Here is a 14403-nt window from a genome sequence, read left to right on the forward strand (position 1 = left end):
CAGATGAAAAGTACCGGTCAGGGCCGCTTTCGCGGCGTGCCTTTCTGGGTTTACAAAGAGCAGCGCAGTCGCGGCGGTCGCCGGGTGGTGCGGCGGGAATATCCGCTGCGCGAACACGGCGGGGCAGACGATTTAGGAAAAAAACTGCCTGAGCACACCTTCACCCTGTCACTGACCGGCGATGATGTGCAGGCGCAGCGGGTACGGCTGACGCAGGCGCTCAATGCGCCGGGACCGGGCGAGCTGTTGCACCCGGACTGGGGTACGCTGTCGGTGCTGGTTGAACATTTTGAAAGCCGCTACAGCGTCGATAACCAGCGTCTGGTGGAGTTTACCGTCACGGTGGTGCCGGTGACCGATGAGACCGCCCCTACGGTGGCGCAAGATACCGCTGGGGTGGTCAATCACTTAGGGGATGGCACGCTGGCCGCACTCTTTTCCACCCTGGCTGACGGCTGGCAGACCTCGTTGCATGACGCGCAGGCATTAATGGATACCGTTAGCGAGCAGGCCAACACGCTGGAAAGCGCCCTCACGGGTCTGGGGCTGCTGGCCGATATGCAGAGCTTTATCGCCTCGTTTACCGCCCTGCGCGGCAATATCCAGGGCATTATCACCACCCCCGACCGCCTGGCGCTGGCCTTCAAGGGCATTTTTCAGGGCATACAGCGCCTGCCGGCTTACCCCCAACCTGAGCAGATAAAAAACCGGGCACGCGCGCCAGTCTCCCCGCAGCCCGGCGCTCTCCAGCACCAGATAGTCCAGCTGGCCGACCGGCTGGACAGCGCTTTGGTCCGTCAGGATCGCCTGCGCGATAGGCAGGGGCTGCAACCTGCCACTCGCGCCACGGTGCAACTGCTGCACAATACGCTGCGCCTGGCGGTGGCGGTGGTGCAGGTACAGATGTTGTCGTCCCTGCTTACCGCCAGTCTGGCGGCGGTCGGCCCAAACGCACCGGCGCAGGTGTTGCCACACACGGTCTCGCCCGCCCCGCTGCCGCTCAGTGACAGCGCCAGCGTCTGGCTGGAAAGTACGCCGGATGTGGTGCGCGTCAGCCAGCAGGTCGCGCGCCGACTGGATGCGTGTGCCCTGACCAGCTCGGCGCTGGGCTATCAGAGCCTGGCCTTGCAGGTGCGGGCGTTAAGCCGCGCCTTTGTGGCGGATTTATCCCATCGCGGCGTGGCGTTACCCGGCCTGATCCAGGCCGCAGTGACAATCACCGAGCCGGCGCTGGTGACCCTGTACCGCATCACCGGCGATGCGCGTGACACGGCGCGCTTTATTCGTCGCAACCGGCTGCGTCATCCGCTGTTTGTGCCGGGTGGCGAGCGCGTGGAGGTGCTCGGTGGCTGAGGTGGCGTTGCGCATCGACAACCGGATTTTTACCCACTGGCTCTCGGTCAGCATTACCCGGGGGCTGGCGCGTCTGGCCGGGGATTTTACCCTCGGGATCATGATGCCCGGCCAGGCGTTGCCCGACAGCCTGCGCGCCGGCGGGGCGCTGGCGCTGACCCTTGACGGGCAACCGGTCATCACCGGCTACCTGGACAGCGTATCGCACAAGATGGGGGCCGACGCGGCACAGGTCACGATAAAGGGCCGGGATAAAACCGGCGATCTGGTGGATTGTTCGGCGATCTATCCGGGCGGTCAATGGCGTCACCGCACCCTGCAACAGATTGCGCAAGACCTGTGCAGCCCTTTTGGCATTGCGGTGCGCTGGGCGGTGTCTGACCCCGAGGCCGCCAAACCCTTTACCTCCTTTACCCTTGAACTGTCTGAAAGCGTGGCGGATGTGCTGAGCCGGGCGGCGCGTCACCGGGGCGTTTTGGTGACCAGTGATGCCGACGGCGATCTGGTGTTTACCCAGGCGGCGAACACCGCCACTGACACCCTGCGTCTGGGGGAAAATCTGTTGTCCGCCGAGTACACCGAAGACTGGCGCGATCGCCACAGTCAATATCTGGTTAAAGGCCACGGCGGCGGCGGTGGGCACGCGGGCGACGCCAACACCAACGCGCTACGCGCTGCCCCCAAGGGAGAAAGCGACGATCCCGCGATTGCTCGTTACCGCCCCAAAGTGATTCTGGCTGACAGCAAACTGACCCCCGCCACCGCACGGGCGCGCGCGCTGCGGGAAAGTCGCCGGGCACTGGCCCAGTCAGAGCGCTTTACCGCCGTGGTCAAAGGGTGGCGGCGCGAAAGCGGCGAACTGTGGCAGACCAACCGGCTGACTCGCGTCATTGCGCCGCGTCTGTCGATGGTCAGTCGTGACCTTTTAATTAGCCAGGTGCGGTTTGATCTCGATGCAGACCAAGGGGAGCGTACAACGCTAATTCTTGCCCCACGCGAGGCGTTTATCGTGCCGGCGGAGGCGGAGCGTCAGGCCAACGGGGCTGACGGTGGCGTCGATGGCCTGGTGCGGGCCTGGCTTAACCAGGGGAATAAACTCGATGAGTAATATCGCACTGCAACGCCTGCTTGCCCCGGTGATGCGCGGGATCCGCCTGTTGTTCGGGCGGGGCGTCCTGACCGGGGTGAATGACGGTCTGAAAGCGCAAAACGTCCAGTTGACGGCGCTGGACGGCGAAACCTTCGATGAGGTCGAGCGCCCGCAACAATACGGGCATATCAGCGTGCCGTTGCCGGGGGCTGAGGTGGTGTTTGCCTGCCTGGGCGGCAGTCGTGATCAGGCGACAGTCCTGGTGATAGAAGACCGCCGTTATCGACCGACCGGGCTGCCCGCCGGGGATAGCGGCCTGTATCACTATGAAGGGCATCGCTTGCGTCTGACCCGGGACGGGCGCTGCATCATCACCTGTAAAACACTGGAAGTGGTCGCCGAGCAGGAGGCGGTGTTTAACACCCCGACCGCGCGTTTTACCGATGATGTGGTGATTGAGAAAAACCTGACGGTGAAACAGAACATGACGATTGCCGGGAACGCGGAGTCCCAAGGTCCCTTTGCCGCGCCGGAAGCCGTTATCGGTGGCGTCAAACACAGCACCCACCGCCATCAGGAAAATGGCCAGGGCAGTCTGACCGGGGGGCCGCAATGAGCGACGCGGCGCTGCGCTGGATGAATGGCGAGGGGATGCTGTTACAGGCGGGCGCAGATTTACTCGCCGACGACAGTCTGACGACCACGGTGCTGCTGTGTCTGTTTACCGACCGGCGCGCTGAGATCTCCGACCGTTTGCCGGATGGTGGCCATGACCGGCGCGGATGGTGGGCGGACAGTTATCGCGACCGCCCGGTGGGTTCTCGGCTGTGGCTGCTGTCACGGGAAAAGGCGCTGCCTGCGGTATTGGCGCGGGCAGAAGCCTACGCCCATGAGGCGCTGCGTGGCCTGCTGGACGCCGGGATGATCAGCCAGTTGCATTGCCAGGCGAGTGCCCCGCTGCCGGGCTGGCTGCGGCTGACCGTGCGCCTGACGCTCAAGGACGGCAGTGCGCGCCCGTTTACCTTTAAAGCCCGTTTGGAGGGGATGTAAATGCCGTATCAGATACCCACGCTCGGCGAGCTTATCAGCCAGACGCAGCAGGATGTGGCGCAACGCCTGCCGGGCGCGCTGCCGGCCGAGGACAGTCTGTTGGGGGCCATGGCGATGGCGCAGGCCGGGCTGTCGGCGCTGGAGCATGAGCACCTGGGCTGGATAGCCCGGCAGATTATTCCGAGCGATGCCGACGAGAGCGAGCTGCTCAAACATTGCGCCTTTTGGGGCGTGGTGCGCAAGCAGGCCGCCCGGGCCAGCGGCCCGGTCAGGCTGTCGCTGTATGATGCCGCCAGTGTGCCGGTTGGCGCGCGTTTGCAACGGGCCGACGGCGCGCTTTACCGCCTGACAGACGCCGCCCAAGGTAAGGCGGGAACCTTAACGGTTAACGTCGAGGCCGACCAGCCGGGGCTGGCAGGTGACTGCGGTGCGGGACAGACACTCGGTTTTGTCACCCCGGTTGCCGGGGTGGCCCCGCAGGCGCTGACCGATGCGCCCGGGATCCGGGGCGGCGCTGACCGCGAGCGCGTGGAGGAATTGCTGTCGCGCCTGCTGTATCGGGTGCAGTTTCCCCCAGGCGGCGGCACACGCTGGGATTACGAGCGCTGGGCGCGCGAGGTGCCGGGCGTCACCCGCAGCTGGTGTCTGCCCACCTGGAACGGGGCGGGCACGGTGGGCGTGACCTTCGTGATGGACCATCACCCGGATATCTTCCCCGGCCCGGCCGATATTGCGCGGGTGACCGACTATCTCGCGCGCCACCGGGACCCGGCCACCGGCGAGTGGGTCGGCCAACCGGAGGGGCCGACGGTGACGGTGTTTGCGCCGGGGGCAAAAAAGGTCGATATCACGCTGCGTATCGCCCCCAATACCCCGGATAACCAGGCCCGTATCCGCGAGGCGCTCAGGCAACTGTTTTACACCGCGGCCAAACCGGGCGAAACCCTGTTGCCCTCGGCATTCTGGCGCGTGCTGTCCGGGATAGGCGGACTGGATGATTACGCCCTGAAAACCCCGCTGACGCCGGTCAGTAGCGGAAAAACCGAGCTACTGGTGATGGGGGATATCACATGGCTTTAAAAGCACACCAACGCGCACTGCTGCAATTGCTGCCTAATGGCCTGGCCTGGGACAAAGCGCCGGATACGCTGCTGGCGTCGCTGGCCGACGGCCTGGCCCGCAGCACAGCACGCGTCACCGAACGCGCCGAGCAATTGTTGGCCGAGCGTTTTCCGCTGACCGCCACACGGTTGCTGGCTGACTGGGAGCGTTTTTTAGGGCTACCGGACTGTGATATCGGCGACGATGCCGGTATCGATGAGCGCCAGCGCTATGCGGCCAACAAGCTGCGGATGAAACCGAGCCTCAACCGGCAGTTTTACATTGACCTGGCGCGGTCTTATGGCTTTACGGTGAGCCTGAGCACCTTGCCGGATAATCAGTGGGTCACGATGGTGACGATTGAGACCCACGTGGACTATCGCCCGATGCATGTGCTTGACCCGATCACCACGCCGCTGCGTATTTATTACGCCGGGATACTCGAATGCCTGTTAAACCGCTATAAGCCGGCGCATCAGGACTTTCGCTATGTGTATGCTGACAAAAAGGAGAAAGGCTAATGTATTTTTTAGATAACAACAGCGGCATAGCCACCATGCCGCCGCTGAAAGAAACCCAGAGCACTACGCCGTTATGGTTTACCGAGGGTGACGGCCACAAGGGCATCAGCTGGCCGGGGGAGGACTGGTTCAATATCCAGCAAGCCGAACAACTGGCCTTGCTGGAAGCTGCGGGCATCCGCCCGGATAAGGGCAAGCTAAACCAGCTGACGTTGGCTATCCGGGCGATTATCGGTCAGGAGGCGTTACTGAAAACCCAGGCATTGGCGGAAATTGCCGCAGCGGGCAAAGGGGCACAGAAAAAGGCCCGTACGCATCTGGGCCTGGGCAAGCTGGCGACCCAGGACGGCATTCAGGAGGCGACGCTTCACCGCAAAGGGATAGTGCAGTTAAACAGTTCCCCTCGCAGCGCGGACGAAACTACCGCCGCGACGCCTAAAGCGGTCAATGACCGGGTGAATGCGGTTGTTGACAAAGCGCCGTCTGATTTAGATACGCTGAACAAGCTGGCGAAAGCGATCAGCAATAACCCCAAATTTGCTGAAAACGTCATGCAAATTTTGAGTCAAAAACTGGCAAAAAATGAGAATGGGGCCGACATCCCGGACAAAAATCAATTTATAAAAAACCTTGGTTTAACGGAAACGGTAAATCTGGCTAAAAATGCCACACCCAATCAGCGTAAAATTAACGGCAAAACTCTCACTCAGGATGTGCAGCTAACTGCCACAGATGTTCATGCTGTTACACCCGAAGTATTGCGTGTCGAAATCCCGGTAGGTATTCCCCTGCCTTGGCCTGCTGAAAGAGCGCCGACCGGTTGGTTTATCTGCAACGGTGAGCCATTCGATAAGAAAAAATACCCGCTTTTAGCACTCGCCTATCCATCAGGAAAACTCCCTGATTTACGTGGTGAGTTTATTCGTGGCTGGGATGCTGGGCGAGGCGTGAATCCTAGGCGTAAGGTTTTATCGTCTGAAACTGCATCACTCGAGAGCCACGCTCATGGTTATCGGGACAGGTATTATGTTGAAGATGATGGTCCACTAGGCCACGCAAACAATAAAGAAAAAATGCCTGTAGGGTATAATGCAGATACAGGTTCACGTGCTACGGATGGAGATAATGATTCTTTTCTATTCATTGACAAAACAACGTCTAATGCAGGCGGTAGCGAAACCCGCCCGCGAAATGTCGCGTTTAACTACATTGTCAGGGCGGCCTGATAATGTTGAGTTAGTAGCAAACCAGCTCCCATGTTCTCGGCGCTTTAATCCCTGTTCTGGTATAATCTGCACTGATAATTAACGATTTTCCGACTATTTCGACATAAGTACCTAAATTGCCCTCGGGAGCAATACCTTTGTATTTTACCGTCGCGTTTGCCGAGAAAATGGCATGAGGGACGGGACAAGGTAAAGATACCGTATAAATCTGTCCGGCATTGAGTGGTGGTGTGATGCCCCATTGTCTGATAAGGCCGCTGTCACCACATTTCCACCATCCATTCGTAGCGAGGTGAGCTGTATTTTTTGCTCCTCGATTGTTAATCTGCATATTAAGCCAGCTGCTTAACGCCCCGCCCCAAATAGGGCCAGTTACATCACCATTTTCTTGATAAACCGCGGTTCTGCCGCCCCATGAGATATGCAAATTGCTATGAGTATTGATGGTTCCATCAATTTCTACACTCTTTAACCAATGCAATCGATCATTATTCCAGGAAGCTACTTTTGCATTATTAGCATAAAATGCCACGTTGCCATCGCCATTAGCCCGTAATCCTGAATCGTTATCGCCGATATGCACAGATTGGGTCACATGGAGGTTGCCATTGACGCTACCACCCGTTCGTTTATCCAGTGCATTTTTTGCACAATCTACCGTTTCCGTTAAACCAAGGTTTTTTGTAAAAAAGGATTTCGCCTGTTTCCTGCCAAAATAAGCCTAAATCATGGCTTGATGAGGAAAATGCATGGCAAAAAACACTGTATTTACCGTTCAAATTTTAGCCAAAATGCCGATTTAGGGCTAAAATCGAGGTTTTGATTAAATTTTAATCCATTTTGGGGTGCTTTATGTACAGCAAAATCTCACTACTGAACTCTTGTCGGATAACATAAAACATCAGCGATATAGACGATCAATAAAGTGTTATCGATCGTCAAAACAGATCAATTACAGTGGCTTAACTACATTCACAATACTTAACGTGTAACATGATATTTTTTAATTAAATAGGGATATCAGAAGATGTTACAAGAGATACGTTGCTGTGGTTGTCACCGGTTGCTGGCAAAAGCAAACGCGATTTACATCCAGATCAAGTGTCCGCGTTGTAAGGCATTTAATGAAATGAGGATGAGCAGTCCCTCACCCAGCGTCTCCGAACGCCAAACGGAGACCAGTAATGAAGCACATCAATACGTCCCGTATCCTCACGCCGCCCAAACCGATTTTCGATAACGAGCAGATTGTCGGATACGGCTCACACGAGCTGAGGGTAGAAACCATTGCCTGCTGGCTGGCCCGCGTTATTGTAACAAGTCGGCATTATAGCCGGCGATTCGTTAATAATTCCTGGCTACATCTTGGGGTATTCTCAGGTCGGGCACTGGTTGGCGTGATGCAGTGGGGGTACGCCCTGAATCCTAACAGCGGTGCAAAAGTGGTCTCCGGCACGGGGAATCTTGAGTATATGGAGCTTAACCGCTTGTGGCTGCATGATGACATGCCTAAAAATTCAGAGTCACGAGCGATCAGCTATGCACTGAAAACTATCAGGTTACTTTATCCTCAGGTGCAATGGGTACAATCCTTTGCAGATGAGCGCTGTGGCCGTTGTGGCGTAGTGTATCAGGCCAGTAATTTTGAATATATCGGCAGCCATTACTCGCGATTCTATGAGCTTGATGGTGAGTGGTATCACGAAATAGCTCGCACCGCGATCACGCGAGGCGGCAAGCGAGGAGAATACCTGAGGGCCAATATAGCGCGTGCAACCGTTCATCGCTTCCAGCAGTTCCGATATATCCGCTTTTTGAACAAACGCGCGAAGAAGCGCCTCAATACAAAATTATTTAAAGTGCAACCTTATCCTAAGCCGGAAACGTTAAAACCAAGTTCATGATGTTTTTAGCACGAGTTTCGCACAGGCCTATAAAATTCTAGAAATGGCTTAAAAGTAATGATTAATCTGCAAGTTACTGAAATGCATAAATTTACTTAATTTACAATAAGTTATATTTAATTTATAAGGTTTTATCTATTTACATATTATGCTGAATTAAACTTAAAAATAGAGCGTTTTTTTATTGGTGCGAAACTCGTGTTTAGGAGAAGTAAAATATTTACCTCGATACCGCAGTTAGTATCAAATAACTTTCCTTTGTGTGTTTTTTGAGCGTATCAAATATTTTGCCTTTCGGTATCAAATGATTTGCCGCGCTATATGTCATGAGATAAAGGCGATGGGCTTACTTCTGATAACGCTAAACCAGAGTATCTTAAACTGCTTACTTGTAAGAATGTTTTATAGATATCTTTAATACATGGATAACCCGACAAAATATGAACACCCTGATTTTTTCTTGTTTTTAAATTTATACTTCTTTTTTGGAGATTGCGAAACTCGTGGTTAAATTTGATTAATGCTCAAGGTGGTGTAATGGCACTCGTTTCAGATAATTATGGACTTGATGCTACATTAGCAACCGGGGTTGGTATTACTTTGCGTAATAGTGTTGCTCAACCTGGTATTACTGGTATCGGGCCCAGTGGAGAAAATGTTGGCTGGTATCCTGTGCTTAGAGATGCTAAAAATCTGGGTCCTTCAGTTTCTGGTTATACACATTACTTACACTGATACACCGCGGTACTACAGCAATTACCAGGTCAAGTTATTAAACCAGGAAAAATACATGCTACCGCGTATGTATTGGTAAAAGTATAATGAAGCGACTAACAGTTGTTGTAGCATGCTTATCACTATTCTGGCTGATACCAGGTAAAGCTGGGATCATGGCCAATATGACCCGAATTATTTACCATCAGGGTGATAAAGAACGTTCTGTTTTGTTAGCCAATACTAATAAATACTCGGTTATTGTGCAGAGTTGGGTGGATCATGGTGAAGCAGATCCACAAGCAGAAACACCTTTTGTGTTGCTTGCTTCAATTTTTCATCTGCCAGCGCAAAAAATCCAGGCTATCAGAATTGTTTATAATGGTGATCATCTGCCGGATGATAGAGAGTCAGTTTTTTGGTTAAATTTGTATGAAATACCGCCTAATTTACATCATCAAGCGTTAAATTAGAATAATGCTAAAGTTAGCCTGGCAATGAATACACAATTAAAATTGTTTTATCGCCCGAAAAAATTGGCTGATTTTCCCGCCAAGCTGGCAGATAAAATAACCTGAGTTCGGGATAAGAAATAAAGAGAAAGTCTTGATATTCAAATAGTTGAATGAGCCTGTTTTGTTAAAATACTCTAACAGTCTGGTTAAAGAGTAGAGCATTGTTAAACAATTATGGAAAATCTTACTGAACTTTATTGCCTGATGGATGATTTTTGCAAAGACTTCGAGCCAAAAATGCATGAATATTTGCTGACTAACGGTACTAAGCGTCGTAGACGGTCTACTCAGCTTTCGTTGGCGGAAATGATGACACTGGTTGTGTTGTTTCATCAACTCCGATTCAGGCAATTCAAGGTATTTTATCTCTATTATGTCCGCTTATATCTCCGGAAGGAATTTCCTAACTTGCCATCCTATTCACGCTGTGTAGAGTTACTTCCGCGTAGTGCCTTAGCGTTAACGGCACTGTTTGAGTCAATTAAGGGAAAATGCACGGGGCTATCGGTTGCCGATTCTACTCCGATAGCGGTGTGTGATAACTTACGGATCCGCAGACATAAAGTCTTCAATGGGATAGCTGAACGGGGAAAAAATTCAACAGGTTGGTTCTTTGGTTTCAAGCTTCATGTAATTATCAATCATTTGGGGGAAATACTCAGTTTTCGACTCACACCAGGAAACACCGATGATCGGAAACCATTGCCTGAGCTGACAAAGGATCTTTCTGGTTGTTTGTACGCAGATAAAGGGTATTTATCGGCTTCACTGAAACAGCAACTCAAAACGATGGGAATTAGCCTTATAACGAATATCAAGAAGAAAATGAAGCCTATTAAACAGACTTGTTTCGACAAAGCCATCTTGCGTCATCGTTCTGTCATTGAAACGGTATTTGATGAGTTAAAAAATCTTTGTCAAATAGAGCATACGCGACATCGCTCTCCGGCTAACTTTGTAGTGAATTTATTAGGCGGACTGGTTGCATATTGTTTAATGCCATCTAAACCAAAGATACCTGTTGCAGGTACGTATCTTCAAGTATAATTGATAATGCTTATCCCGAACTCAGGTTAAAATAACTTTTACCCTGCAACAAAAAGATCAAGAATGGGTCTTGATCTCCAAAAATTCATCACCTTTTCATATTTCCTTTTCTCAAATCGTTTTTGACAGTCAGCATCAGCGTTATCCGATTAAACAACAGCACGAGTTTCGCACGGGCATATAAAATTCTAGAAATGGCTTCAGAACAATAATTAATCTGTAACTTGCTAAGACGTATAAATTTACTTAAATTACAATAAGTTATTTTTAATTTATGAGATTTTTTCTATTTATATATTATGCTGAATTAAACTTAAAAATAGAGCGTTTTTTTATTGGTCACGAGTTTCGCACAAAACTAATTTGGGTACGCTAATAAAACACGGATTTGCTCAGTAATAGCACTTTTGATTACGTCCCAATTTTGTTGATAAAGGGTTATTTTTTCAGATATACGACGTTTATGTTGTTCAAACCACGCAGAAATAGCGAGAAAAATATGATTTCTTTGCGCTCGGCTCGTGCGAGCCTGACAGCGTTCAATACCACAGTTTTGTTTAACTTCTCGATGATAAACTTCAACAGACCAACGGGCATCCATGATAAATTTGACGTATTGACGGGTGGGATTCTCTTTGTTTGTTACTATGTAATCAATACGGCCGTTTTTGGCTGTAAATTTGAAAACGGTTACCCAACCATATCCTCGCAAGTGTATTGACGTTCCTTCTTCTGAGATGTCTAACTTGTTCAGTTGTTTGTTATGGTTAACAATCCTATTTTTCCTCAGCGTGGTTACCCAGATCCAACCATGAGAGCGAATTGATTTCAGGTTATCCAGGCTAGAATACCAAGCATCCATCACTACGGCTTCTGGCATGATCCCTCTTTTTTTAGCAAGAGTGAGCATTTCGGAAAAGTGCGTGTTTTTTGTTTTTCCATCAGAATCTTTATCATAAATAAGATAATTGATAGGAATTGATTCAACCTTCGTCAGATCATGCCAAAGCAAATTAACTAAACCTATGCCAGCAATAACATCATGTTCATTACCTGAATATTGATAATGGACCATCTCTATTTTTTTACTACGTGTTTTGGCAATCAATGTATCATCGGCAATTAGTACGCAAGGGCTTTTTTTGTCTATAGAAGGTTCAACTAATCGCCATAGGTCTTTAGGTCTAAAACATCTACTTTTTAGCCATCGGCTAACAGTGTCATGAGATAAAGGCGATGGGCTTACTTCTGATAACGCTAAACCAGAGTATCTTAAACTGCTTACTTGTAAGAATGTTTTATAGATATCTTTAATACATGGATAACCCGACAAAATATGAACACCCTGATTTTTTCTTGTTTTTAAATTTATACTTCTTTTTTGGAGATTGCGAAACTCGTGTTGGTGCGAAACTCGTGAACAGATGGATATGATGACGCCTCCATTTTCAGAGCATATATATCGATTTGAACAACCATTTTCTCAGCACAATGGACAGATAATCTTTTCATATCTGAATGATGCCGGTTTTTCTGTGCGAGAAATAACCACTCTGCAAACACCTTAGTTTGCTCACCTAGATTAATAGTTAAAAACTATAAATCCGAATTTTTTTGGCCTATTAGCTTTTATTTAACAAAAGAGCATCTGCTGTTTGCCGGCTGTTGTTTGGGTTTTATCGGTTGATTAGTTTGCTCCTGTTGCGTAACAATATAATTAAGGCCCAATATTTCACTGGTGTATCGGCGGATCTGGTTAAGTAATGTTGGATTTTGTTCTAAATGCTGACCATAGGATGGAATGATTTCATGTAATTTGGCATTCCACTGATTTTTTACTTTATCAGGAAACGCCTTCTCTAATAAATTTAACATAATATAAGGCGAGGTTGATGCGCCAGGTGAAGCGCCAAGCAGACCAAAGACGGTTTTATCATCAGAGATAAAAGTTTCCGTGCCGAACTGTAGTGTGACGGGTTTATTTTTGGCATTTTTTATGATTTGTACGCGTTGCCCAGCGATTACTAATTGCCAATCTGCTTTTTTGGCGTTTGGGTAATATTCTAACAAAGATTGATAACGTTCTTCATCATTTAACATTAACACGAGTTTCGCACCAATAAAAAAACGCTCTATTTTTAAGTTTAATTCAGCATAATATGTAAATAGATAAAACCTTATAAATTAAATATAACTTATTGTAAATTAAGTAAATTTATGCATTTCAGTAACTTGCAGATTAATCATTACTTTTAAGCCATTTCTAGAATTTTATAGGCCTGTGCGAAACTCGTGATTAATTGACTGACTAAATATCTCACTAAATCTAAGTGTTTGATGCCAATGGCAATGATGGGAATTATATTACTGTCATTGGTAGCAGCAAAAAGATCTAGTTGACTACCATATTTGAGAAATTTATTAGAATAAGTCGCAAAAGGTCCGAATAGCACATATTTTTTACCCCCCAAATAGCGCGTATCGATATGGGGAACTGACATAGGGGGAGCGCCAAGTGCTGGTTTTCCATAAACTTTTGCGGTATGTCTGTTGACTACCTCAGGGTTATCGGTAACAAGAAATTCACCACCAACAGGAAATCCGGCATACTGTTTTGCTTCTTCTAACCCTGTGTATTGTAGTAATTTAATCGTTGCACCACCTGCACCAATAAAGATTAAGCGAGTTTTTATATGACTCTCTTCGCCGGTTGTGAGGTTTTTAAAACCGACACTCCAAGTGCCATCATCATTACGACTAATTGCGTTCACTTCAGCTTTGGTCTGTAACTTAAAGTTTGGATGTTTGAGCAGATTGGCAACTAACTGACGGGTTATTTCACCATAGTTTACATCAGCGCCAATATCCATTCGTGTTGCTGCAACGGGTTGTTTTGCATCTCGCCCTTCTATAATAAGTGGTGCCCACGATTTAATTTCCTCCGCAGAGGTAGAATATTTCATGCCATAAAACATAGGATTTTTGATCATAGCTGCATAGCGTTTTGCTAAGAAATTAATGTCATCTTTTCCCCAAACAAAGGCAATGTGTGGAACAGGATTTATAAAAGTTTGGGATTGGTGGAGAACCCGGTGTTTTAGTTGGTAAGCCCAGAATTGTTTGGAAATTTCAAATTGATTGGCAATTTCTATTGCTTGAGTGATATCAATTTGCCCATCTTTTTCAGGTGTATAGTTCATTTCCATGAAGCCTGAATGACCGGTACCTGCATTATTCCAGCCATCAGATGTGTCACCCGCGATCCTATCTAGTCGCTCATACATGCGGATTTGTCAATCTGGTTGCAATTCTGCTAAATATGTAGCTAGTGTCGCACTCATAATACCAGCGCCGATAAGCACAATATTAACAGTAGGTTCATTGGTTGAAGTATTGATCGTGTTTGAAGCTGTTGGCCTAAATAAATAAATTAAAAAAATAATTACTAACAGACCAATAATCCCAGCTGTATATTTTAATGATCTCTTCATATGAAAATGCACCTTAATTATCGATGAATCACATCAAACATAAGAATTAATTATGGTATTATGTTGCTCACTCCGCAATAATTTGATGATTAATTACATAATATGTTGTTTATTATAAAATATTATTGTTTTTTAATTGTTAAATATTAGTAACGGTTTAATTTTTTATAAAAAATACTTATAATTAGGTATAAAAAAATACTTTTTGTGTTCTAAAAATAGGTAAAAAGTGATAATACTGCTTAAAAGTTAGTATTTAATGGTGATAAAATAGGCAAAACAAGGGTTAATACTGTTATTAATCAAACTTTAATTGGTAAATTGTTTTTTCATAGTTACTTTATTATTAATATAAATAATATCCATGATAATTAAATAAATTTTTTATTAT

Annotated in this window: 16 protein-coding genes and 2 pseudogenes; 13 read left to right on the forward strand and 5 right to left on the reverse strand. The window is 48.3% G+C overall.

All coding sequences use genetic code 11. The features are described from left to right. Nucleotides 1-3 precede the first annotated feature (3 nt). Genes V3224_RS16115 through V3224_RS16145 form a run of 7 tightly spaced genes read left to right on the forward strand, consistent with a single transcriptional unit; the run spans nt 4 to nt 6341 of the window. Nucleotides 4-1353, forward strand: a complete 1350-nt coding sequence (locus tag V3224_RS16115) for a DNA circularization protein (protein ID WP_334467927.1) — start codon at nt 4-6, stop codon at nt 1351-1353. After that, nucleotides 1346-2461 carry a phage baseplate assembly protein gene (locus tag V3224_RS16120; protein ID WP_334467928.1) on the forward strand — a complete coding sequence of 372 codons (1116 nt, stop codon included), beginning with the start codon at nt 1346-1348 and terminating at the stop codon, nt 2459-2461. The genes V3224_RS16115 and V3224_RS16120 overlap by 8 nt, the downstream gene beginning before the upstream one ends. Next, nucleotides 2454-3059, forward strand: coding sequence for a phage baseplate assembly protein V (locus tag V3224_RS16125; protein ID WP_334467929.1), 606 nt, complete (start codon nt 2454-2456; stop codon nt 3057-3059). Before V3224_RS16120 ends, V3224_RS16125 begins: the two co-directional genes overlap by 8 nt. Further along, nucleotides 3056-3493, forward strand: coding sequence for a phage GP46 family protein (locus tag V3224_RS16130; protein ID WP_334467930.1), 438 nt, complete (start codon nt 3056-3058; stop codon nt 3491-3493). Before V3224_RS16125 ends, V3224_RS16130 begins: the two co-directional genes overlap by 4 nt. Next, nucleotides 3494-4573: a baseplate J/gp47 family protein gene (locus tag V3224_RS16135; protein ID WP_334467932.1), complete on the forward strand. Its 1080-nt coding sequence runs from the start codon at nt 3494-3496 to the stop codon at nt 4571-4573. After that, nucleotides 4564-5115 carry a YmfQ family protein gene (locus V3224_RS16140; RefSeq protein ID WP_334467934.1) on the forward strand — a complete coding sequence of 184 codons (552 nt, stop codon included), beginning with the start codon at nt 4564-4566 and terminating at the stop codon, nt 5113-5115. Before V3224_RS16135 ends, V3224_RS16140 begins: the two co-directional genes overlap by 10 nt. Beyond that, on the forward strand, nt 5115-6341 hold the full coding sequence (locus V3224_RS16145; protein ID WP_334471692.1) for a tail fiber protein: 1227 nt from the start codon (nt 5115-5117) through the stop codon (nt 6339-6341). Before V3224_RS16140 ends, V3224_RS16145 begins: the two co-directional genes overlap by 1 nt. 10 nt (nt 6342-6351) lie before the next feature. On the opposite strand, the gene V3224_RS16150 is transcribed toward V3224_RS16145, so the two are convergent. Beyond that, nucleotides 6352-6936 (reverse strand): gp53-like domain-containing protein, encoded by a 585-nt coding sequence (locus V3224_RS16150; protein WP_334467938.1) that lies wholly within the window; start codon nt 6934-6936, stop codon nt 6352-6354. Nucleotides 6937-7368: 432 nt separating this feature from the next. Between V3224_RS16150 and V3224_RS30125 the strand changes: the two genes are divergently transcribed. Together V3224_RS30125 and V3224_RS16155 are read left to right on the forward strand one after the other, a co-directional pair. Then, entirely contained in the window at nt 7369-7581 is a 213-nt protein-coding gene (locus V3224_RS30125) for a Com family DNA-binding transcriptional regulator (protein ID WP_442890541.1), read from the forward strand. Then, nucleotides 7526-8245 (forward strand): Mom family adenine methylcarbamoylation protein, encoded by a 720-nt coding sequence (locus tag V3224_RS16155; RefSeq protein ID WP_334471694.1) that lies wholly within the window; start codon nt 7526-7528, stop codon nt 8243-8245. The genes V3224_RS30125 and V3224_RS16155 overlap by 56 nt, the downstream gene beginning before the upstream one ends. A 323-nt stretch (nt 8246-8568) precedes the next feature. Here V3224_RS16155 and V3224_RS30130 read toward each other — a convergent pair. After that, nucleotides 8569-8682 (reverse strand): annotated as a pseudogene (locus V3224_RS30130) (IS701 family transposase); the annotation flags it as partial. 55 nt (nt 8683-8737) lie between these two features. Here V3224_RS30130 and V3224_RS16160 point away from each other — a divergent pair. From V3224_RS16160 to V3224_RS16170, 3 genes are all read left to right on the forward strand, one after another. Then, nucleotides 8738-8980, forward strand: coding sequence for a hypothetical protein (locus tag V3224_RS16160; RefSeq protein ID WP_334471695.1), 243 nt, complete (start codon nt 8738-8740; stop codon nt 8978-8980). An 86-nt stretch (nt 8981-9066) separates the two neighbouring features. Beyond that, complete coding sequence (locus V3224_RS16165; protein ID WP_334471696.1) at nt 9067-9432, forward strand: fimbrial biogenesis chaperone; 366 nt, start codon at nt 9067-9069, stop codon at nt 9430-9432. A gap of 216 nt (nt 9433-9648) precedes the next feature. After that, entirely contained in the window at nt 9649-10521 is an 873-nt protein-coding gene (locus V3224_RS16170) for an IS982 family transposase (RefSeq protein WP_334467716.1), read from the forward strand. 358 nt (nt 10522-10879) lie between these two features. Here the strand turns inward: V3224_RS16170 and V3224_RS16175 are convergent, their stop codons facing one another. Beyond that, a complete protein-coding gene (locus V3224_RS16175; RefSeq protein WP_334471697.1) occupies nt 10880-11854 on the reverse strand; it encodes an IS701 family transposase in 975 nt (324 codons plus the stop codon). A gap of 55 nt (nt 11855-11909) precedes the next feature. Between V3224_RS16175 and V3224_RS16180 the strand changes: the two genes are divergently transcribed. After that, nucleotides 11910-12089 (forward strand): hypothetical protein, encoded by a 180-nt coding sequence (locus V3224_RS16180; protein WP_334471700.1) that lies wholly within the window; start codon nt 11910-11912, stop codon nt 12087-12089. A 61-nt stretch (nt 12090-12150) separates the two neighbouring features. Here V3224_RS16180 and V3224_RS16185 read toward each other — a convergent pair whose 3' ends face one another. Beyond that, nucleotides 12151-12621 (reverse strand): malate:quinone oxidoreductase, encoded by a 471-nt coding sequence (locus V3224_RS16185; protein ID WP_442890632.1) that lies wholly within the window; start codon nt 12619-12621, stop codon nt 12151-12153. 152 nt (nt 12622-12773) lie between these two features. Further along, nucleotides 12774-14012 (reverse strand): annotated as a pseudogene (locus V3224_RS16190) (malate:quinone oxidoreductase). Nucleotides 14013-14403 lie beyond the last annotated feature (391 nt).

This window comes from Arsenophonus sp. PmNCSU2021_1 (genome assembly GCF_036919435.1).
GTDB lineage: Bacteria > Pseudomonadota > Gammaproteobacteria > Enterobacterales > Enterobacteriaceae > Arsenophonus > Arsenophonus nilaparvatae.